This is a genomic window from Methylophilus sp. Leaf408 (assembly GCF_916856905.1).
In the GTDB taxonomy this organism is placed as follows: Bacteria; Pseudomonadota; Gammaproteobacteria; order Burkholderiales; family Methylophilaceae; genus Methylophilus.
This window is the reverse complement of sequence record NZ_CAKASK010000001.1, coordinates 1,205,432-1,224,424: the sequence shown is the minus strand read 5'-3', so window position 1 is coordinate 1,224,424 and position 18,993 is coordinate 1,205,432. Positions and strand designations below refer to the sequence as shown.

Genomic DNA, 18,993 nt, shown 5'->3' with positions numbered 1-18,993 from the left:
CCATGTTGAACGCGATTAAAAATACATTAGGCAGTTTGATGTTATGGGAAATGCTGAAAGGCATGGCCCTGACCGGACGCTATTTCTTTGCCAAGAAAATCACCATCCAGTACCCGGAAGAGCGCACGCCGCAATCGAACCGCTTCCGGGGGTTGCATGCATTGCGTCGCTACCCGAATGGCGAAGAGCGCTGCATTGCCTGCAAATTATGCGAAGCAGTTTGCCCGGCGATGGCGATCACTATTGAATCTGACCAGCGCGACGATGGCAGCCGGCGTACGACGCGTTATGACATTGATCTGACCAAGTGTATTTTCTGCGGTTTCTGTGAAGAGTCCTGCCCGGTAGACAGCATTGTTGAAACGCGTATTTTTGATTACCACGGTGAGCAGCGCGGTGACCTGATTTACACCAAAGAAATGTTGCTGGAAGTGGGCGATAAATATGAGGCGCAAATTGCTGCCGATCGCACGCAGGACAAGGCTTATCGCTAAGCGCGGACAGGATAATTATGGTATTTACTGATATTGTTTTTTATGTGCTGGCAGCTATCCTGCTGTTTTCCGGCATCCGCGTGATTACTACCCGCAACCCGGTGCATGCGGCATTGTTCCTGGTATTGTCGTTTTTTACCGCAGCCGGTATCTGGTTATTGCTTGAGGCAGAGTTTCTCGCTATCGCGCTGATCCTTGTTTATGTCGGCGCGGTGATGGTGTTGTTCCTGTTTGTGGTCATGATGCTGGATATCAACCTCGACAAATTACGTGAAGGTTTTTGGGAATATCTGCCAATGGCAGGTTTTATTGGTTTGCTGATGGTGGTTGAAATGACACTGGTGCTGGCTGACAAAAACCTGCAACCAAGCCAGGCGGTAGAGTTACCTGCTAATTACAGCAATACCGCGGCATTGGGTAAGGTGCTGTATACCGACTATTTGTTACCTTTCGAGTTAGCCGCCGTGGTACTGCTGGTCGCCATGATTGCTGCTATTGTGCTGACCCTGCGTGAGCGCAAGGATAACAAATCCATGAACCCATCCGAGCAGGTGAAAGTGAAGCGTAATGACAGGCTGAGAATTGTTTCCATGCCTGCCGAAGTTGAACCGCCAGCGCCAACACCTGTTGCCGAGGAGAAAAAATAACCATGGTCGGCTTGTCTCATTACCTGATTTTGGGCGCGCTGATGTTTGCAATCAGCGTAATCGGTATTTTCCTCAATCGTAAAAATGTCATCATCCTGCTGATGGCGATTGAGTTGATGCTATTAGCGGTAAACCTCAATTTCATCGCTTTTTCACATTACCTCAACGATATCGCCGGCCAGGTGTTTGTATTTTTTATCCTGACGGTTGCAGCGGCTGAATCGGCGATTGGACTGGCAATTCTGGTGGTGCTATTCCGTAATCTTCACACTATCAACGTCGATGATCTGGATCAGTTAAAAGGCTAGTGGCATGACAATAAAACAAATCCTGATATTGATCCCTTTGCTGCCGTTATTTTCGGCAGCCATCGTTGGTTTATTCCGCAATCAACTGCCACGCTGGACTGCGCATGCCATTACCATCGCCGGTGTCGGTGCAGCTTTTGTACTATCCGTCACCATACTCAACCAGACACTGGATGGATTTACCCTGAATGAATCCGTATATACCTGGCTAAACTCAGGTGATATCCATTTTGAAGTCGGTTTCCTGATTGATAACCTGAGTGCCATGATGATGGTAGTCGTCACTTTCGTGTCTTTGATGGTGCACGTATATACCATAGGCTATATGCAAGAGGATCCGGGCTATAGCCGTTTCTTCAGCTATATCTCGCTGTTTACCTTCTCCATGCTGATGCTGGTGATGAGTAACAACTTCATGCAGCTGTTTTTCGGCTGGGAAGCGGTAGGCCTGGTGTCTTACCTGCTGATTGGCTTCTGGTTTACGCGTCCAACAGCCATTTACGCTAACCTGAAAGCTTTCCTTGTGAACCGGGTAGGGGACTTTGGCTTCCTGCTGGGCATAGGTATGGTGCTGTATTATTTTGGCAGTGTGGATTACGCCACCGTGTTTGAACGCGCACCATCTATGGCAGATGCACAAGTGAACATCCTGGGTAGCAGCTCATGGTCTCTGATGACAGTCACCTGTCTGCTATTATTCGTGGGGGCCATGGGTAAATCGGCACAAGTGCCGTTGCATGTCTGGTTGCCAGACTCGATGGAAGGCCCGACACCAATTTCTGCATTGATTCACGCCGCGACCATGGTAACGGCAGGTATTTTTATGGTGGCACGTATGTCGCCGCTATATGAACTGTCAACAACAGCGCTATCCACGGTGATGGTGATTGGGGCGATTACTGCCTTGTTTATGGGTTTCCTGGGGATTATCCAGAACGATATCAAACGTGTGGTGGCATATTCCACGCTGTCACAACTCGGTTATATGACGGTCGCGCTGGGTGCTTCGGCATACTCAGTGGCAATTTTCCACCTGATGACACACGCATTCTTCAAAGCCTTGTTATTCCTGGGTGCCGGTTCTGTGATTATGGGTATGCACCATGACCAGGATATCCGCAACATGGGTAACCTGAAAAAATACCTGCCGATCACATGGATTACTTCGCTGATAGGTTCGCTGGCCTTGATCGGTACACCTTTCTTCTCCGGTTTCTATTCAAAAGACAGCATCATTGAAGCAGTAGAGTTATCGCATATTCCAGGCAGCGGGTTCGCCTACTTTGCGGTGATCGTTGGCGTATTTGTGACAGCATTCTATTCTTTCCGACTGTATTTCCTGGTGTTTCACGGTGAAGAAAAATGGCGCCAGGTAGCGCATGGAGATGCCGGACACGCAGACCATAAGCATGTCGCGCATACTAACGATGCCCATGGTACGCACGATGCGCATGCAGATGACCATCATGACGATCATGCACATGACGATGCGCATCATCACGGCCTTGGCCCGAATGACAATCCGCATGAGCCAGGCTGGGTAGTGACCTTGCCATTGATATTATTGGCAATTCCATCACTGGTCATTGGTTATTTTGCGGTGGAGCCTATGGTGTTTGGCGATTTTTTCAAGAATGTGATTTTCGTGAATCCTGAAGTGCATCCGGCGATGGAGCATCTGGCACATCATTACCATGAGTTTATGCACAGTCCGGCTGGTATGGCGATTCATGGCTTTGCCAGCCTGCCATTTATCCTGGCTGCTTCTGGCGTGTTTTTGTCCTGGTTCTTCTATATGAAGCGCCCGGATATTCCGGCGGCGATCAAACAGCGATTCGACGTGATTTACCGCATATTGGATAACAAATATGGTTTCGATAGTTTTAACGAGAAATTCTTTGCCGGCGGTTCCCGTTACCTGGGCCGTTTGCTGTGGAAGTTTGGCGATATCACTTTAATTGATGGTGCCATGGTGAATGGCACCGCCAAAACCATGGGTAAGATTGCTGCCAGATTACGCAATGTGCAATCAGGCCTTATTTATCACTACGCTTTTACCATGATTATTGGCGTGTTTCTTCTTATGACTTTCTTTGTAAAAATTAATTGATGATGCAAGCCGACCTCACAAGTATTTCATGGTTAAGTCTCGCCATCTGGCTGCCAATATTATCCGGTGTGCTGGTATTGCTGCTGGGCGGTGACCACAAAGCGACTTTAACCCGCTGGCTGGCATTGGCAGGTAGCCTGGTCAGTTTTCTGGTGACCATACCTCTGTACACACTGTTTGATGTGCAGGATGGCTTCTTCCAATTTGAAGAGTTGCTGCCATGGATCCCGGCGTTTAATATCCATTATCACCTGGGTATCGATGGATTCTCCATGCCGCTGGTGCTGTTGACCAGCTTTACTACCGTGATTGTAGTGCTGGCCGCATGGGAAGTGATCACCAAGCATGTTGCCCAGTATATGGCCGCCTTCCTGATCATGAGCGGGATTATGATAGGTGTCTTCACGGCACTGGATTCAATGCTCTACTATGTGTTCTGGGAAGCAATGCTGATCCCGATGTTCCTGGTGATCGGTGTGTGGGGCGGTCCTAACCGCGTATATGCCACCGTCAAGTTTTTTCTGTATACCTTGCTCGGTTCCCTGTTGATGCTGGTGGCATTTATCTACCTGTATCACCAGACAGGTAGTTTTGAACTGGCCGATTACTACTTGCTGCCTTTAAGCATGAAAGCGCAGATTTATATTTTTATTGCTTTCTTTATGGCCTTCGCTGTGAAAATCCCCATGTGGCCAGTGCATACCTGGTTGCCGGACGCCCATGTGGAAGCGCCAACAGGTGGTTCTGTGGTGCTGGCGGCAATTGCATTGAAACTTGGCGGCTATAGCTTCCTGCGTTTTGCGATGCCGATTGCGCCGGACGCGTCACACTACTTCAGTACCGCCATGATCGTGCTATCGCTGATCGCAGTGGTGTACATCGCCCTGGTTGCCCTGGTGCAGACCGATATGAAGAAGCTGATTGCTTATTCTTCAATTTCACACATGGGTTTTGTCACTTTAGGCTTCTTTATGTTTGGCCAGCTGGCGTTGGAAGGCGCTTTGGTGCAGATGATCTCGCACGGCTTTATTTCTTCTGCCATGTTCCTGAGCGTAGGCGTATTGTATGACCGCGTACACAGCCGTGAAATTTCGGCATACGGTGGCGTCGCCAACAAAATGCCGGTGTTTGCCGGGTTTGCCGTGCTGTTTGCCATGGCTAACAGTGGCTTGCCAGGCACGTCGGGCTTTGTTGGCGAATTTATGGTGATTTTGGCCGCAGTCAAATTTAATTTCTGGGTTGGTTTCTTTGCAGCCACAACTTTAATTTTCGGTGCTGCTTATACCTTATGGATGACCAAGCGCGTATTTTTTGGTGATGTTGCAAACCACCACGTAGCTGAGCTGACAGATCTCAATAAACGCGAATTCCTGATTCTGGGTATTCTGGCAATTCTTGTCATTGGGTTCGGTGTGTATCCACAGCCAATTACTGAAGTGATGCAGGCTACCACTAGTGAATTCCTGAAACATATGGCGATTTCCAAATTGCCGGTCACTGGCTATTAAGGCAGGATGTTAGAAAATGGATAATATGCAATTCGATTTGCTCGCCCTGTTGCCGGAACTGGTGTTATTGGGCATGGCCATGTTTATTTTGTTGCTGGATTTATTTATCCTGCCGCAAAACCGCTCCATCATTTATGGGTTGAGCCAGTTCACCTTGTTTGCCGCAGCATTCTTTACATTTAAAACCCATACGCCTGCAGTTGGCTTTGCGTTCTCCCACATGTTCATAGACGACACGCTGTCGGACGTGATCAAAATGATGATGTACCTGGGTACTTCACTAATTTTTGTCTACAGCCGCAAATACCTGCAGGACCGCAGTTTGTACCGTGGCGAGTTTTATGCCATGGTGCTGTTTGGCCTGCTGGGTATGATGATTATGGTGTCCGGCCATAACTTGCTGACTATCTATATCGGCCTTGAATTATTATCTCTCTGCCTGTATTCGCTGGTTGCGTTTGACCGCGATAATCCGCGTGCCTCAGAAGCAGCCATGAAGTACTTTGTGCTGGGAGCCCTGGCTTCCGGCATGTTGCTGTATGGCATGAGCATGATTTACGGTATGACCGGTAGCCTGGATGTGAGTGACATCGCCAACAGCATCATGCAGCAGAACAAGAGCCCTGTGCTGATTATGGGCCTGGTATTCCTGGTGTCCGGGATTGCTTTCAAATTTGGGGCTGTGCCTTTCCAGATGTGGGTGCCGGATGTGTATCAGGGCTCGCCAACGCCAATGACACTGTTGATCGGCTCTGTGCCGAAACTAGCAGCATTTGCGATGACCGTGCGGTTGCTGGTACAAGGTCTGCATCCGCTCGCGCAAGACTGGCAGGATATGCTGATGCTGATGGCAATCCTGTCTATAATCATTGGTAACTTCAGTGCCATCGTGCAAACCAACCTCAAGCGTATGCTGGCATATTCCACCATCTCGCATGTCGGTTTTATCATGTTCGGCATGATGAGCGCCAATGCCAATGGCTTTGCCTCAAGCTTCTTTTATATCAGCACCTATGTCCTAACCTCAATCGCCGGCTTCGGCATTATTTTACTGTTAAGCCGTCAGGGCTTTGAAGCGGAAGAGATCGACGACCTTAAAGGTCTCAATCAACGCCATCCTTGGTTTGCTTTCATGATGCTGATTATCATGTTCAGCATGGCGGGCATTCCGCCTACCATCGGTTTCTATGCCAAATTTACTGTATTACAAGCTGCATGGCAGGCCGGATTTACCTGGCAAGTGGTCTTGGCAGTATTAATGGCAGTGATTGGCGCTTTCTACTACCTGAATATCGTGCGCAAAATGTACTTTGATGCACCGGTTGATAATTCCCCACTGACTGCGCCGATCGATATGCGTTTTGTATTAAGCGTACATTCACTGGCATTATTAGGGTTGGGCTTATTCCCGGAAATTCTGCTGAGCGTCTGTGGCCGCAGCCTGTTAATGAGTCTGCAGTAATCACATTATGCTAACTAAACTGCTGTACCTGGTATTAATACTTTTCATGGCCAACCTGGGCTGGATTTCAGACAAGTGGTTGGGTATCGCTGGTCGCGTCAATCAATTATGGCAACGCTTCGCTGCCTTGGTGCCTGCTTACCTGATCACACTGGTGATTGCCTACTTTGTGGAACAACTGGTCATGGGTCAGGTATGGCCACAAGGCTGGGAATTTTACAGTATCACTGTCTGCCTGTTCCTCGTATTTTCCTTCCCGGGTTTTGTTTACCGCGTACTCTGGAAATAGTTCCTGGCACTATAAGCAAGTCACATTAATTTCACGAATTCTTCACTATAGTTTCAAGCATCCTGGTCATACTAAGCTCACCTAAGTAGTCGGCGCACCCCGTTAAAGTCGGGGCAAACCGCGGAAAGGACCTGAGATGCTTAAATTACAACAAACTTTGGGATGGGTGCAGTCGGTTGATAGCCGTGTGTGTGTCAAAGTAAGTCATACCGGCCAATATCGATTGATCCGCAACCTGTTTCGCGCCATCTCGCGCATGGGCGATGGCATGTTCTGGTATCTATTGATGCTGGTGATTGCAATCACTCAGGGCCAAAGTGGCTTATACGTATGCCTGCAAATGCTTACCGTTGGCCTCAGCGGTACCCTGGTGTATAAGTGGTTGAAACACCGCACTAGCCGACCAAGACCGTTTCAAGTCCGACAGGATGTACTCTTAAGCGGTACACCGCTGGATTATTTCAGTTTCCCTTCCGGACATACCTTGCACGCAGTGGCTTTCGGGATGGTGGCTGTGCAACATTATCCGCAACTGTTTCCTATCGTTTATCCTTTTGTGGTGCTGGTAGGTATATCACGGGTTGTACTTGGTTTGCATTATCCAAGTGATGTGCTGGCAGGTGCCGGGGTAGGGTATTTACTGGTAGCGGTGTATTCACCCTTGTTTTAAAACAGTGACAGGAGAATGGCAGCTATTGGCGCCATTCTTACTCAATGACTGGTTATTGATTTTTCAATAATCGCGGCCATCTCGCATTGTTCAGGGCTGGTGCCTTCACGTAGCCCTTGAATAACACCCAACTGATTTTCCACTGACTGGTTCTGGCTAGCCTTCCACTTACCCTTCAGTTGAATGATCTCAATCTCAATTCCCACCACTGCAAGTATCAACTTATCGATAAAGCTTGCCGGTGCATCTTCAATCAGCCAAGGCTGTTCAAATTTGGCTTCCTGTTCAGTGGTCAATAATGAAAGATGTGCGCGTAACCACTCCTTGTTTTCAATCACCTTTGCTCTGCCATGCGCATGCACTGCAACATAATTCCAGGTGGGTACCACCATGCCTATTTTCGCTTTGCTCGCATACCAGGAAGGCGTCACATAAGCATCCGGGCCGTGAAAGATGGCTAGCACTTGATGATTGGCAGCAAGGTCTTTCCACAGTGGGTTAGCCCTGGCTATATGTCCGCTCAGAGTGCCATGTTTACCGTTGGCAGTGTCAAGATATAAAGGTATATGATTTGCATTTAAACCGTCTTCTGACATTAAAACCAGCGTAGACAGCGGATAAGAGCGCATCAGCGCATGCAATGCATCAATATTAGGCTCGGAGAAATGTTGAGGGACATACATAATGTTAAATAGGTAACGGTTGACCTCTGACCAGCACGAACTTTTGTGTTGGTTGGGATAAGTCCTTGCAATCAGCTGGAGCGCTTAAATGCACAATGCAAGGTGATAGCTGATCTTTCTGCTGAGATTTAGCAGTTTGAGCCATGAGCGTTGCTTTTAGATGCTCTGTTTTGGCTAACCATGGCGAAAATGTGACTGCAACAATCAAGAGTGCTATTAACGATTTCATAATATTTGCTTTATAAATTTTAAAAGCATCATATCGTTATCATCATGTACACTACATGTACAATCTTTATTTCAGTTGATAGAACTGTACAGGTCATATTGCCATGCCAGTAATGCCGATAATCACAGTGAATACTTCAGATTCTGTTCCTCTGGTTGAGCAGGTAGTCACCGGTATCAAAAATCTGGTTGAGCAACGTGTGCTGCGCGCAGGCACACGTTTACCATCGATCCGGGAGTTCGCAATCCAGCATGGCATTAGCCGTTTTACCGTTGTGGACGCTTATGATCGCTTGGTAGCGCTTGGCTATTTGTTATCACGTCGCGGATCAGGATTTTATGTGGCTTCCCTCACCCAAACCGAAGAGGCGATTCCGCAAACCACTTTTTTGGAACGCGCCGACGATGTATTGTGGTTGTTGCATAACACTTTTCGTGATGTTCCAAATATCATCCGTCCAGGCTGTGGCTGGTTGCCAAGTGACTGGCTGGATGAAAAGGTCATTCAAAAGAGCCTGCACGAGCTTTCGCGCAAGCCCGGTGCATTTTTAACGGGCTATGGCGATATCCGTGGCTATTTGCCCTTGCGTCAACAACTGGCACAAAAGAACCTGGCGGATATAGGCATCAGCCTGGAGCCGCAACAGATCATCATGACTAATGGTGCCTCGCACGGGCTGGATTTGGTGGCGAGGCTATTTATCCAGCCAGGGGATGTGGTACTGGTGGATGACCCTGGTTATTACACTTTGTTTGGATACCTGAAATCTCTGGGCGCCAAGCTGATAGCTGTACCACGCGGGATGAACGGGCCAGATGTTGCTGTGCTAAAGCAGCATCTTGAAACCTATCGCCCCAAACTTTTTTTCACCAATACAGTGTTGCATAACCCAACCGGTACCAGCACCAGCATGGCGATTGCCCACCAGATATTGCAGCTGGCTGAAAAGTCTGGTTTGTATATTGTTGAGGATGATATTTACGGCGACTTCCACTCAAATCATGCGCCACGTTTGGCCACGCTGGATCAGTTGAATCGGGTCATTTATGTCAGTAGCTATTCCAAAACCATTTCGGCCAGCCTGCGTGTAGGTTTTGTGGCTTGCCATAGCGAACTGGCCATGCGATTGCTGGACCTGAAATTACTCACCGGGCTAACCAGTTCAGAAATTAATCAACGTGTGATGTACCAGATACTTGTCGAAGGGCGCTACCGTAAGCATATGGAGAAAATTCGTTCCCGGCTTGAAGTCGAAAGAGGGCGGGTAATCAGCAAGCTAGAGGCTTGTGGCTTGAGTGTATATGCAGAGCCTGCAGGTGGTATGTTTGTATGGGCGCAGCTTGCAAACGAAGGTAATGCAGCTGAAATTGCGACGATCGCAGCAAAACAAAACATCATGCTGGCGCCCGGCAATTTATTTAGCCCCCATCAAGCACCTTCTTCATGGTTGCGTTTCAATGTAGCGCATTGTGATGATGAAAGGATTTTTGAAATACTAAGTACTTTTAAATAAAAAAGTCATCTGGAATAATCATTTTCCCTATGTTTTTTAAAAAGCTAAATCGTTGTTTTATCAGCGTGTACACCATGATATCTAATGATTTTTTTGATTTTTTAGCGGTTTATCAAATACTAGTTGCCAATATTCAAGATTACGTGCATAGTGTGCCCTCACGAAGTTCAAGTAGTGTCGTTGTTCTATGGTTCTATCTTTTGGTGTATCGTTACTTCCCGCCATCTTGATCCTCGTTATGGGCATTAGCCCAAATTTTTAATTTTCATTCAAGGATTTATCATGGTAACAGGTTCAGTTAAATGGTTTAACGATTCAAAAGGTTTTGGTTTCATCACTCCTGACAACGGCGGCGAAGATTTATTCGCACACTTTTCTGCAATTCAATCTGCAGGTTTCAAAACTTTGAAAGAAAACCAACGCGTTAGCTTTGAAGTAGCTACTGGCCCTAAAGGCAAACAAGCTGCAAATATTCAAATCATTGAATAATTAATTGCACGTCCGCAAGGCTGGTTAACGGCCTACCGGAAAAGGGGCCCGGAATCTCCGGGCTTTTTTTATTTTTAGAGGATGCTGAATGGCAAAAGAAGAGTTAATTGAAATGCAGGGCGCAGTCACCGAGATTTTGCCGGATGCGCGCTATCGTGTGAAACTGGAAAACGGTCATGAGTTGATCGCTTACACAGGTGGCAAAATGCGTAAACATAAAATCCGTATTCTGGCGGGCGACAAGATTACTATTGAGATGTCTCCTTATGATATGGATAAAGGTCGTATCATTTTCCGTCACCTGGAACCGCGCAAGCCTTTCTAACCTGCCCCGTCAGTTTAAGCGAGCAGGTCTGCCTATTCAGGGCAGCCAGACTCGCTCTCCAATGCTTCCTCACAATAGCAGAGGAAACAAGGTTACTTATGGTCTTTTACCAGCCATTCCGTCAGCCGTAACAACCACGGCGCAACCATCAAAATACTCACAAACACGATCGGCCAGGCCACTGTGATGCTGGTTAGCCACTTTTCAAGCAATAGCGCCCTAGGTACGTGATTAATCAGCAGGATGGAAATGCTCACGATATTCACAGTCACCAGTGACATCAGTGCTGCGAATAGCAGTTTACGTTTGAAGGCCACGCGTTTGTTTGTGCTATTTACCATGGCAAAGCCTGGTCCTCATGAAAGTAACCACCGGTAGGGCCATTATCGTCCAGTGTAGCTAACCTGACTGAAGTCTTCCAGCTGTCACTGATTTCCATTGGCGCATTAGGCCCGCCCAGTTCAGTCTTCACCCAGCCAGGGTGCGCAGAATTGACTTTAATGTGGGTGTTTTTTAGCGCATGCGCCAGATGTATGGTAAACATGTTCAATGCTGTTTTCGAGGCGTTATACGCCAGTCCTTTTGCGACCTCTATAGGCGAGTCTGGCGAACTGTGTAATGTTTGTGAAGCCAGAATGCTGGACAGGTTAACAATTCTGCCCGCTGGAGATTTTTGAAGCAAGGGCAGCAGAGCTTGAGTCAGTGCCACTACTGCAAAAAAGTTGGCATCAAAAGTAGCTTTAAGTGTGTCTTGGTCAACAGTTAACGTATTGTTCTGGCCGATCAATTCTTCTTTCAATATCCCGGCATTGTTAATCAGGATATCCAGTTTCCCAAAGCGTGATTGCAATGCTTCAGCTACTGTTTGAGGGGCGTCTGTTGATGCCGCATCGTAGTGCAAATATTCCGCATCAATGCCTGCGGCTTTTAATTGCGCTACTGATTCCAAGCCTTTGGCTTCATCACGTGCCCCAAGAATAATTTTGATGCCTTGTCCGCCTAAGTGCTTGGCAGTTTCAAAACCGATACCGCGATTAGCGCCAGTAATAAATGCAATGCGTTGCTGTGGTGTGCTCATCTTGAATTCCTTATAAAATTTGATTTACTATTTAATTACCATTCGGTATATAAATAGTAAAGAAGGTGTTTATGCTTGTCAATATATTTATTACCAATCGGTAAATAATTTAATATTTTATTTGAAATTACAGGTGTGAGGCTTGAAAAGGCATTTCTTTTGAAAAGCGAATCCCACTCTTTTTAAAAGCTCAAATGCGTAGCCAAATCTCATTGGTTAGAGATTAATTTTAAGTGAGATCAGGCAGGTATGAATAAAAAACGAGCTCAGAAGTGTTAGCAGAGATGGCTAAAGAAACTGTAAAAACACCAATGTGCCACCAGGTTAGCACATTGGTGTTTTCACGTGATCAGGTAGCGTGATGCACCAGGGTAATCGCTGCTAGTTTTGCACGAGTAGCGGCACCGGTGTTCGGGGCAAGTCGTTCTACTAATGCCGCCCCTTCAAAAAGAATGGTTAATTGCTGACCCAATGCTTCCGGATCCTTCGCGCCGGCATTGCGGGCAATTTTACATAGATAGGTTTGCAACTCTGCCGAAAGAACGGCTGAATACTGGTTAATCGGATGCTCAGGGTCCGGAAACTCTACTGCAGCGATATGAAATGGCAAGCCATGGAATTCTGGCTGGGTAATCCATTGCTCCAGTAACTCACACAATTGAATCAGCAACTCAATCGATTCACTTTTACCTGTAGCCAGCTGGGCATTCAGCCAGCCATAAAATTTGTCGGATTTTTCACGCAAATAAGCCGTAATCAACTGGTTTTTGCTGGGGAAGTGCTTATACAGGGTTGCTTTAGCTACGCCTGCCTCCATGATAATGGTATCAACGCCAGAAGCCTGAATACCTCTGGTATCAAACAGGCTGCTGGCAATGGTTAAAATTTTCTCACGCATGTTCATCATTTATCCTTTTCCCATTCGATGGGAGATCCCGATTTTTCTGCTTATGCTGGTTTAAAAACGTTCACGTCCTTGCGGGCGCATGAGTTCTTGTGGGTACAGGCAACTCACGTATCCAAGTGCTTGCCGCAACTGTTCCACATGGTCAACATCTACCTTGCCATTGGTGACAAACATAATAAATGCCTGTCGCTGCGCATCTGGCAACATTGCTGCCTGTGGTAGTTGGCAACTGCCGTTTTGCATTTTCTGGTAAGCCAGGTTTAGCAAGCTGAGCGTGACTGGATCAGCGGTCGCACCTGACTCAAATTGTGTTTCTTCCAATGGTGACCATTCAGTATGCGTCGGCTGATGCATTGGCGTTACCATAGTCATCCAGACCACACTGAGCGTCACCACCAAGCCAAAGGACAATGAACGGCTAAATGACTGGCTCCCTAGTTGTTCATGCACGGACTGCTCAAACAAATGCCAGGCAGTATCGACACCTGTTTGCGATTGCACACGGATGGCGCCTATGGCCTGGAAAAACCATTGGTCCAGCAGGGTTGGCGACAGTGCCACATCCGCTGTATGTTGAGCCCGTTCTATCAGCTGCCGAATATGCAGGATGTCCTGCGTATTTAAAGCAGCACTGGCACCATGCACATGCATGCGCTGCGAGTTCCAGGCTACCAGCTGTTGGCGCAACATGTATAACGGCGCATGTCGACACCATTGCTTAAATCCCAATTTCCAAAGGCCATAGAGCGCGTAGGTTTTCACGCTGCGTGCGCCACGCTGTCCTGTCTTCTTCATTATCGCTAGTACGTTCACGCTGGTAACCCCATAAAAATCTTCTTGCTTTTTTTTCGATGGCTGCAGTAGACTAGAAATAAGTGAACAGACCTGTCTGCATATTAACGTGGCAAACCACAAATTGCAACCAGTTCTTCCGCACCTTTTCCAGAAGCTACTTTGGCATCATAGCCCCGGCTGAATTTGTAAACAAGGGATAACCATGACATCCGTATCAATCGAAACACAATTGACCGAGTGGCGCGACCATGCGCTTAAGCTCGAAAACGAAGTGAAAAAAGTAGTGGTCGGCCAGGACAAGGCAATCCGTGCCATTAATATTGCCATTTTTGCCCGTGGCCATGTGTTACTCGAAGGCGGTGTAGGCGTGGGTAAAACGACGTTGCTGCAGTCGATCGCCCGTGGTTTGGGTGGTGCTTATGAGCGTATTGAAGGCACTGTTGACCTGATGCCTAACGATCTGATCTACCACACATTCCTTGGTGAAGATGGCCGTCCAAAAGTGGAAGAAGGCCCATTGCTACGTGCTGGCGAGCAGTTGTCTGTGTTCTTTTTTAACGAGATCAACCGCGCCAGGCCGCAGGTACATGCATTGATGTTGCGTGTGATGGCTGAGCGACATATCGGCGCGTTTAAAAAAGAATATCGCTTGCCGCATATGCTGGTATTTGCCGACCGTAACCAGGTAGAAAAAAATGAAACCTTTGAGATTCCATCCGCAGCGCGCGACCGTTTTATGATGGAAATCCCGATTGAAATTCCTGAGGATCGTGCATTACGCAAGGCCTTGATGTTCGATGTGAAGTTCCAGCATGCCGAGCGCCTGACCCAGCAAGTGGATGCCGGCGTACTGGCTTATGACCAGCTAAATGCTTTTTCTGACGTATTGCAAAGCCATATCCGCGCCAGCGATGTGCTTGAAGATTATGCGCTGGATTTGTGGGAATCTACCCAAAAACCATCTGCTTACGGCATTCAGCTTGATAGCGTGGATGTTAACCGCTTGATACATACCGGGGCCAGTCCGCGTGGTATGGGTATGTTATTAAAAGCAGCCCGTGTGCATGCCTGGCTAATGAATCGTGACAGTTTATTCCCTGAAGATATTCATGCGGTGTTCCATGAACTCATCGCGCACAGACTGGTGCTTAACCCGATGTTCGAAAGCCGCCGTACCGAGTTGTCGCGTGAGTTAACCAACCAGATACTGGCGTCCGTCAGCGTGCCATCCAAGGCTAAAGCGGCATGATTCCCGACTACGCCCAGCCCTTTTTCTACCAGGTGCCCTGGCGTTCCGCCAGCGTGCATACTGGCGAACACCTGGGCATACAGCGTGGCCCAGGCGATGAATTCAGCAAGCATGTTTCGCTAGTTGATTATCCGGATGCCAGGCGCGTGGATTTGCGGCAAACGCTGCGCGATCCTTATGAGCAGATTCAGGTGCGTGTATTCAAGCAGGAGGCATCGTCTCCGCTCTATGCCGTCTGTGATCTATCCAGTTCCATGCAGTTTCAGGGGCAAGTGAGCAAGCTGGATACGGTGAAAGCGGTGGCAGCATCGATTGCCTGCTCGGCCCATGAGAACAGTGACCTGTTTGGCATGGTTTCTTATGACCATAGCGTGATTCCGCATTTGAGCCTGTCAGCCGGGCACCATTCGCACCAGTCGTTTGCCACCATCGCCGAAATCGGTGATTTTCGCAGTACGCGACGAGATGGCAGTGGCATCGTCGAGGCGGCCGGATTACTGGGCCAGCAAAAAGGCCTGGTGTTCTGGATTTCCGATTTTCATTTGCCGCTGTCACTGATTGAGCATGGCTTGAACCTGATGGCCAATCACCAAATGATTCCCATCGTATTATGGGATCCGCTGGAATATCAGCGTTTGCCGCGCTTTGGTTTCGGTAACTTGCAAGACCCCGAAACCGGCCAGCAAAAAACCATTTTCTTCCGCCAGGCCATCCGCGCGCAGTTTGTCGAGATGTTTGAGCAACGTAAACAGGCGCTGGACCAGCTATTTGCGCGCTTTGATATTCGTCCGCTGTATGTAGATGGACGCTTCGATTCGGCCTTGCTGTCGGATTATTTTGAACAACTTATCCATTAGAGTGTGCTGATGAAACAGATTTTTTTATGGTGGTTGATGGCTGCTGTATGCCCAAGCCTTGCCTTGGCCGAAACACCAGCGGCCAAAGTGCAAGTACTTAGCGTGCAAAACCCGGCTTCTTATGCCGGGATACAGATCGGTGATGTATTGCAACGCTCCATCGAGGTTTCGGTGGCTGCAAATGATCAGCTCAATGACAATTACCTGCCACTGAAAGGCTTGCAACGTAACGGTGTTGAACTGCGGCAGTTGCAAGTCGATAGCCGCAAGCAGGGAAATCAACAAGTTTACAAGTTGGTATACGATTACCAGGTATTCGCCAGCAGTGGCAAACCTGTGCAGTTGCAACTGCCGGCCGAACAAGTGACATTTAAAAGCGGTGCCAAGGTTGAATTACCTTCATGGCGCTTCTGGTTGATGGCGCAACTGCCAGACCAGTTACAAAAAGCCAAGCAAAGTGTGGTTGCACAACACCGCCCGGCATTACTGGATACGAAAACGCCACAACGAGGACTGGTTATCAGCCTGTTACTGGTTGTGATTGGTGGCCTGGTATTGCTTTACCGGAATTCCGACTGGACTTTATTGCCTATGGTGAACGGGCACTTTGCCCGTGCTTACCGCAAACTAAAAAAACTGCCAGCAAACGCTGAAGGCCAGAAGCAGGCAGCCCTGATTGTGCAAGATGCATTGAATCAGCGCTTCGGCCAGCAAATGCTGGCGTCACATGTGCCGCAGTTTGTCGCGCAACAACCTGGTTTTAAACCACTAGAACAAGCGCTTCATGCTTTTTTTGCCGAGTCCAATGCGGTGCTGTATAGCGGGCAAGCCATCGACGCTGCCGGTTATTTAAAGCAATGTAAAACATTTACGCGCCAGCTGCGCGATTGTGAACGGGGCGTCTGATGCATTGGTTACACCCGTGGTTCTTGCTGCTGTTGCCAGTAGTCGCTGTCCCTTTCCTATTGAAAAGCCGGCATGCGCAAACTTACTCATGGTTGCAAATGGTGCCTGCAGACCCGTTTTCAGATACCGCCAACCGGCTGGTTAAAGCCGCTACTTCACTGATGCTGCTATGCCTGGTGTTAGCTTTGGCTGGTCCACAGGGCGATAGCCACCAAGAGCAAAAAGTCGGCAAAGGGGCGCAAAGTGTATTTGTGATTGACCGCAGCGTGAGTATGGATCACCCGTTTGCCGGGCAAAGTACCGGTGGGCATGCGGCAGAAATCAAGTCTATGGCGGCAAGGCGATTAATTACTGCATTTATCGATTCCCGACCGGATGACATGATGGGCGTGGTTGGCTTTACCAACTCTGCCCTGTATGGCATGAAAATCACCACCAATCGCGATGGCATCCACTCGGCGATTCAGGCCGCGACTGGCCCGGCCTTGAACCAGACCAATATCGGTGCCGGCATCACCAATGCAGTGACATTGTTTGAAAACATCGCCAGCACCGGCTCGCGCGCTATCGTTTTGCTGTCGGATGGGGCTGGTAAATTAAGCCCGCGCGTGAAATACCAGATCCAGAAACAGTTGACAGGTAAAAAACTCAATTTGTACTGGATTGTGCTACGTGAACCTGATGACATCAGTATTTTCAGTGACAACGTCTATGAAGAAGAGCGTGTACCGGAAGCCATAGCGCTGGATAGATTTTTCCGTTCCTTAAAGATCAAATACAAGGCATTTGAGGCAGATAACGCCACGGCGCTGGAATCTGCCCTGCGTGAAATCGATGCCAAGGAAAAAAACGTCATTCAATACGCCATCATGATTCCCGGGCATGACTATGCCAAAGATTTAATCTTGCTGGCATTGGTACTGGGATTTGGGTTGGTGCTGGTTAAACATATAAGGATGTACTAATGGCAACACATGCAAAAAAAGCCAATTGGCTGTGGGGTAGCATTACCGTGGCAGGAATCATTGGTGCGATGTATTTTGGCTGGCAGTTACAGTCATTACAGGCGCTGAATCAAAAAATCCAGAATGGCAGCCTGATTAAAGAAAAAGAATATCCCTACTTACAGCGCTTTACTGCGGCCTATGACCAGGGCAAACACGGCGATTATAAACATGCGGTGCAAACCTATGGCCAGTTGCTGGAAGTCGGTCCGCCAGAAGCCGAGCTGCCGCATATCCATTTCAATATCGGGAATAACCTGTTTTTGTCCGGCTTGGTGCGCACCGTGAATGAAGATGGTTCGTTTCAGGATGAGGCGCGCTATGCATTTACACAGGCAAAAATCGCTTATGAGCAGTCATTACGCCTGCAGCCTGCAGATAAAGCGGCCAAATTCAATTTGAGTCTATTGCACTCGGTGATGGCGCGCGGCATGCAGGCGGGCACTAAAGACCAGTCGCATATGGAACTCAGTAATCTGCCGATCGGGTTGCCATAATGAAAGCGATAGCATGGCTGAAACAGTACTATGAGCCTGTGCTCTACGCACTCGCTTTGAGTTTGCTGGTATTGGCACTGGTGAAGCCCAGCATACAGCTCAGGCAGCAGGTGCAGCATTATTTGCTGATCACCGATGTGTCACAAAGTATGAATGCTGAAGATGAAATGCTGAACCAGAAAAAAATCAGCCGCATTGCCTTCGCACAACATTTGATGAAACAGATCGTGCATAAAGCGCCATGCGGCACGTATTTCAGTTTAGGCATTTTTGCTTCTGATAACGTGGCCATGCTGCAAACACCGCTGGAAGTATGCAAAAACCTGGATGTGATTACCGATGGCATTGATCACTTGGAATGGCGCATGGCCTGGAAAGGCAATAGCCGCCTGAGCTTTTCCGTACATGCAGCGACCCATATTTATGATGCGCTGAATCAACCGGCACAAATGCTGTTTTTCACCGATGGCGATGAAGCGCCACGCGTAAACGTGACCATCAAGCAGGATTTAAGCGGTGTGCAGATTGGTGAGTTTTTCACGTTTGTCGGGGTAGGCGGTCCAGAAAAGGTGGCGATTACACGATATAACACGGCTAACAAACCTGTAGGCTATTGGCCGGTCAGCGAGAATAATAATGCAGGTGCTGTAGGGGTGACCTACGCCGACCCCAGCAGTGATGAACCGGACCCGCCAGTCGCTTATGCAGAATATGACCGCATGCTGTCGCAACTGGAAGAAGAGTATTTGAAAGAGCTGTCAGCGGAATTCAAAGGCAGTTACATTAAAGGGCAGGACCAGGAAGCGTTTTACCAGTCTATTGCCGCAAAAAAAGCTACCGCCAGCTTTGTCACAGACTACCCGTTACGCGTCGTGTATCTGGTGCTGGCAATACTGCTAGTGTTGGCTAGCTATGTGCCAGATGTGCTTTACCGCAGGCGCGTTGAGGGTTAACAGCGCCAGGTATTGATTAG

At 48.2% G+C, this 18,993-nt stretch carries 22 protein-coding genes; 17 read left to right on the top strand and 5 right to left on the bottom strand.

All coding sequences use genetic code 11. The features are described from left to right. Window positions 1-2: 2 nt before the first annotated feature. The 8 genes from nuoI to LPA26_RS05500 all read left to right on the top strand — a co-directional run bounded on the left by nuoI (window position 3) and on the right by LPA26_RS05500 (window position 7,488). Entirely contained in the window at window positions 3-494 is a 492-nt protein-coding gene (nuoI, locus tag LPA26_RS05535; RefSeq protein WP_055867415.1) for an NADH-quinone oxidoreductase subunit NuoI, read from the top strand. Window positions 495-511: 17 nt separating this feature from the next. After that, the gene (locus tag LPA26_RS05530; protein ID WP_055825952.1) at window positions 512-1,141 is read left to right on the top strand and encodes an NADH-quinone oxidoreductase subunit J; all 630 of its coding nucleotides are present in this window, start codon (window positions 512-514) and stop codon (window positions 1,139-1,141) included. A gap of 2 nt (window positions 1,142-1,143) precedes the next feature. Next, the gene (gene nuoK / locus LPA26_RS05525; RefSeq protein ID WP_055825950.1) at window positions 1,144-1,449 is read left to right on the top strand and encodes an NADH-quinone oxidoreductase subunit NuoK; all 306 of its coding nucleotides are present in this window, start codon (window positions 1,144-1,146) and stop codon (window positions 1,447-1,449) included. Window positions 1,450-1,453: 4 nt separating this feature from the next. Further along, window positions 1,454-3,559 carry an NADH-quinone oxidoreductase subunit L gene (nuoL, locus tag LPA26_RS05520; RefSeq protein ID WP_229007614.1) on the top strand — a complete coding sequence of 702 codons (2,106 nt, stop codon included), beginning with the start codon at window positions 1,454-1,456 and terminating at the stop codon, window positions 3,557-3,559. Then, window positions 3,559-5,067 carry an NADH-quinone oxidoreductase subunit M gene (locus LPA26_RS05515; RefSeq protein WP_055825946.1) on the top strand — a complete coding sequence of 503 codons (1,509 nt, stop codon included), beginning with the start codon at window positions 3,559-3,561 and terminating at the stop codon, window positions 5,065-5,067. Before nuoL ends, LPA26_RS05515 begins: the two co-directional genes overlap by 1 nt. Before the next feature lie 16 nt (window positions 5,068-5,083). Further along, entirely contained in the window at window positions 5,084-6,529 is a 1,446-nt protein-coding gene (gene nuoN / locus LPA26_RS05510) for an NADH-quinone oxidoreductase subunit NuoN (protein ID WP_229007613.1), read from the top strand. A 7-nt stretch (window positions 6,530-6,536) separates the two neighbouring features. Then, window positions 6,537-6,818: a DUF2818 family protein gene (locus LPA26_RS05505; RefSeq protein ID WP_055825939.1), complete on the top strand. Its 282-nt coding sequence runs from the start codon at window positions 6,537-6,539 to the stop codon at window positions 6,816-6,818. A 136-nt stretch (window positions 6,819-6,954) separates the two neighbouring features. Next, entirely contained in the window at window positions 6,955-7,488 is a 534-nt protein-coding gene (locus LPA26_RS05500) for a phosphatase PAP2 family protein (RefSeq protein WP_229007612.1), read from the top strand. A 41-nt stretch (window positions 7,489-7,529) separates the two neighbouring features. Here LPA26_RS05500 and LPA26_RS05495 read toward each other — a convergent pair whose 3' ends face one another. Continuing rightward, entirely contained in the window at window positions 7,530-8,171 is a 642-nt protein-coding gene (locus tag LPA26_RS05495) for an FMN-binding negative transcriptional regulator (protein ID WP_229007611.1), read from the bottom strand. Window positions 8,172-8,512: 341 nt separating this feature from the next. On the opposite strand from LPA26_RS05495, the gene LPA26_RS05490 reads away from it, so the two are divergent. From LPA26_RS05490 to infA, 3 genes are all read left to right on the top strand, one after another. Next, complete coding sequence (locus tag LPA26_RS05490) at window positions 8,513-9,913, top strand: PLP-dependent aminotransferase family protein (RefSeq protein WP_229007610.1); 1,401 nt, start codon at window positions 8,513-8,515, stop codon at window positions 9,911-9,913. A 282-nt stretch (window positions 9,914-10,195) separates the two neighbouring features. Next, window positions 10,196-10,402 carry a cold-shock protein gene (locus LPA26_RS05485; protein ID WP_018985697.1) on the top strand — a complete coding sequence of 69 codons (207 nt, stop codon included), beginning with the start codon at window positions 10,196-10,198 and terminating at the stop codon, window positions 10,400-10,402. Window positions 10,403-10,490: 88 nt separating this feature from the next. Continuing rightward, the gene (gene infA / locus LPA26_RS05480; RefSeq protein WP_055825931.1) at window positions 10,491-10,727 is read left to right on the top strand and encodes a translation initiation factor IF-1; all 237 of its coding nucleotides are present in this window, start codon (window positions 10,491-10,493) and stop codon (window positions 10,725-10,727) included. A 92-nt stretch (window positions 10,728-10,819) separates the two neighbouring features. On the opposite strand, the gene LPA26_RS05475 is transcribed toward infA, so the two are convergent. From LPA26_RS05475 to LPA26_RS05460, 4 genes are all read right to left on the bottom strand, one after another. Beyond that, complete coding sequence (locus LPA26_RS05475; protein ID WP_055825928.1) at window positions 10,820-11,068, bottom strand: DUF2798 domain-containing protein; 249 nt, start codon at window positions 11,066-11,068, stop codon at window positions 10,820-10,822. After that, the gene (locus tag LPA26_RS05470; RefSeq protein ID WP_229007609.1) at window positions 11,062-11,805 is read right to left on the bottom strand and encodes an SDR family oxidoreductase; all 744 of its coding nucleotides are present in this window, start codon (window positions 11,803-11,805) and stop codon (window positions 11,062-11,064) included. The genes LPA26_RS05475 and LPA26_RS05470 overlap by 7 nt, the downstream gene beginning before the upstream one ends. Before the next feature lie 349 nt (window positions 11,806-12,154). Beyond that, a complete protein-coding gene (locus LPA26_RS05465; protein ID WP_229008333.1) occupies window positions 12,155-12,709 on the bottom strand; it encodes a TetR/AcrR family transcriptional regulator in 555 nt (184 codons plus the stop codon). Window positions 12,710-12,763: 54 nt separating this feature from the next. After that, on the bottom strand, window positions 12,764-13,507 hold the full coding sequence (locus LPA26_RS05460) for a hypothetical protein (RefSeq protein ID WP_229007608.1): 744 nt from the start codon (window positions 13,505-13,507) through the stop codon (window positions 12,764-12,766). 202 nt (window positions 13,508-13,709) lie between these two features. On the opposite strand from LPA26_RS05460, the gene LPA26_RS05455 reads away from it, so the two are divergent. From LPA26_RS05455 to LPA26_RS05430, 6 genes are read left to right on the top strand one after another with little or no spacing between them, the layout of a single operon-like run. Continuing rightward, complete coding sequence (locus tag LPA26_RS05455) at window positions 13,710-14,756, top strand: MoxR family ATPase (protein ID WP_229007607.1); 1,047 nt, start codon at window positions 13,710-13,712, stop codon at window positions 14,754-14,756. Further along, window positions 14,753-15,613, top strand: coding sequence for a DUF58 domain-containing protein (locus tag LPA26_RS05450; RefSeq protein WP_229007606.1), 861 nt, complete (start codon window positions 14,753-14,755; stop codon window positions 15,611-15,613). Before LPA26_RS05455 ends, LPA26_RS05450 begins: the two co-directional genes overlap by 4 nt. 9 nt (window positions 15,614-15,622) lie before the next feature. Beyond that, complete coding sequence (locus tag LPA26_RS05445; RefSeq protein ID WP_229007605.1) at window positions 15,623-16,519, top strand: hypothetical protein; 897 nt, start codon at window positions 15,623-15,625, stop codon at window positions 16,517-16,519. Then, window positions 16,519-17,484 (top strand): VWA domain-containing protein, encoded by a 966-nt coding sequence (locus LPA26_RS05440; protein ID WP_229007604.1) that lies wholly within the window; start codon window positions 16,519-16,521, stop codon window positions 17,482-17,484. Before LPA26_RS05445 ends, LPA26_RS05440 begins: the two co-directional genes overlap by 1 nt. Continuing rightward, entirely contained in the window at window positions 17,484-18,020 is a 537-nt protein-coding gene (locus LPA26_RS05435) for a hypothetical protein (protein ID WP_229007603.1), read from the top strand. Before LPA26_RS05440 ends, LPA26_RS05435 begins: the two co-directional genes overlap by 1 nt. After that, window positions 18,020-18,973, top strand: a complete 954-nt coding sequence (locus LPA26_RS05430) for a VWA domain-containing protein (RefSeq protein ID WP_229007602.1) — start codon at window positions 18,020-18,022, stop codon at window positions 18,971-18,973. Before LPA26_RS05435 ends, LPA26_RS05430 begins: the two co-directional genes overlap by 1 nt. Window positions 18,974-18,993 lie beyond the last annotated feature (20 nt).

Excerpts from the sequence above, each read along its gene's own strand:
- LPA26_RS05450 (WP_229007606.1), top strand. The coding sequence starts at position 14,753 with ATGATTCCCGACTACGCCCAGCCCTTTTTCTACCAGGTGCCCTGGCGT.
- LPA26_RS05455 (WP_229007607.1), top strand. The coding sequence starts at position 13,710 with ATGACATCCGTATCAATCGAAACACAATTGACCGAGTGGCGCGACCAT.
- nuoL (WP_229007614.1), top strand. The coding sequence starts at position 1,454 with ATGACAATAAAACAAATCCTGATATTGATCCCTTTGCTGCCGTTATTT.
- LPA26_RS05435 (WP_229007603.1), top strand. The coding sequence starts at position 17,484 with ATGGCAACACATGCAAAAAAAGCCAATTGGCTGTGGGGTAGCATTACC.
- LPA26_RS05465 (WP_229008333.1), bottom strand. The coding sequence starts at position 12,709 with ATGAACATGCGTGAGAAAATTTTAACCATTGCCAGCAGCCTGTTTGAT.
- LPA26_RS05470 (WP_229007609.1), bottom strand. The coding sequence starts at position 11,805 with ATGAGCACACCACAGCAACGCATTGCATTTATTACTGGCGCTAATCGC.
- LPA26_RS05475 (WP_055825928.1), bottom strand. The coding sequence starts at position 11,068 with ATGGTAAATAGCACAAACAAACGCGTGGCCTTCAAACGTAAACTGCTA.
- LPA26_RS05515 (WP_055825946.1), top strand. The coding sequence starts at position 3,559 with ATGATGCAAGCCGACCTCACAAGTATTTCATGGTTAAGTCTCGCCATC.
- LPA26_RS05495 (WP_229007611.1), bottom strand. The coding sequence starts at position 8,171 with ATGTATGTCCCTCAACATTTCTCCGAGCCTAATATTGATGCATTGCAT.
- LPA26_RS05500 (WP_229007612.1), top strand. The coding sequence starts at position 6,955 with ATGCTTAAATTACAACAAACTTTGGGATGGGTGCAGTCGGTTGATAGC.
- infA (WP_055825931.1), top strand. The coding sequence starts at position 10,491 with ATGGCAAAAGAAGAGTTAATTGAAATGCAGGGCGCAGTCACCGAGATT.
- nuoN (WP_229007613.1), top strand. The coding sequence starts at position 5,084 with ATGGATAATATGCAATTCGATTTGCTCGCCCTGTTGCCGGAACTGGTG.
- nuoI (WP_055867415.1), top strand. The coding sequence starts at position 3 with ATGTTGAACGCGATTAAAAATACATTAGGCAGTTTGATGTTATGGGAA.
- LPA26_RS05490 (WP_229007610.1), top strand. The coding sequence starts at position 8,513 with ATGCCGATAATCACAGTGAATACTTCAGATTCTGTTCCTCTGGTTGAG.
- LPA26_RS05430 (WP_229007602.1), top strand. The coding sequence starts at position 18,020 with ATGAAAGCGATAGCATGGCTGAAACAGTACTATGAGCCTGTGCTCTAC.
- nuoK (WP_055825950.1), top strand. The coding sequence starts at position 1,144 with ATGGTCGGCTTGTCTCATTACCTGATTTTGGGCGCGCTGATGTTTGCA.
- LPA26_RS05440 (WP_229007604.1), top strand. The coding sequence starts at position 16,519 with ATGCATTGGTTACACCCGTGGTTCTTGCTGCTGTTGCCAGTAGTCGCT.
- LPA26_RS05460 (WP_229007608.1), bottom strand. The coding sequence starts at position 13,507 with ATGAAGAAGACAGGACAGCGTGGCGCACGCAGCGTGAAAACCTACGCG.
- LPA26_RS05530 (WP_055825952.1), top strand. The coding sequence starts at position 512 with ATGGTATTTACTGATATTGTTTTTTATGTGCTGGCAGCTATCCTGCTG.
- LPA26_RS05445 (WP_229007605.1), top strand. The coding sequence starts at position 15,623 with ATGAAACAGATTTTTTTATGGTGGTTGATGGCTGCTGTATGCCCAAGC.
- LPA26_RS05505 (WP_055825939.1), top strand. The coding sequence starts at position 6,537 with ATGCTAACTAAACTGCTGTACCTGGTATTAATACTTTTCATGGCCAAC.
- LPA26_RS05485 (WP_018985697.1), top strand. The coding sequence starts at position 10,196 with ATGGTAACAGGTTCAGTTAAATGGTTTAACGATTCAAAAGGTTTTGGT.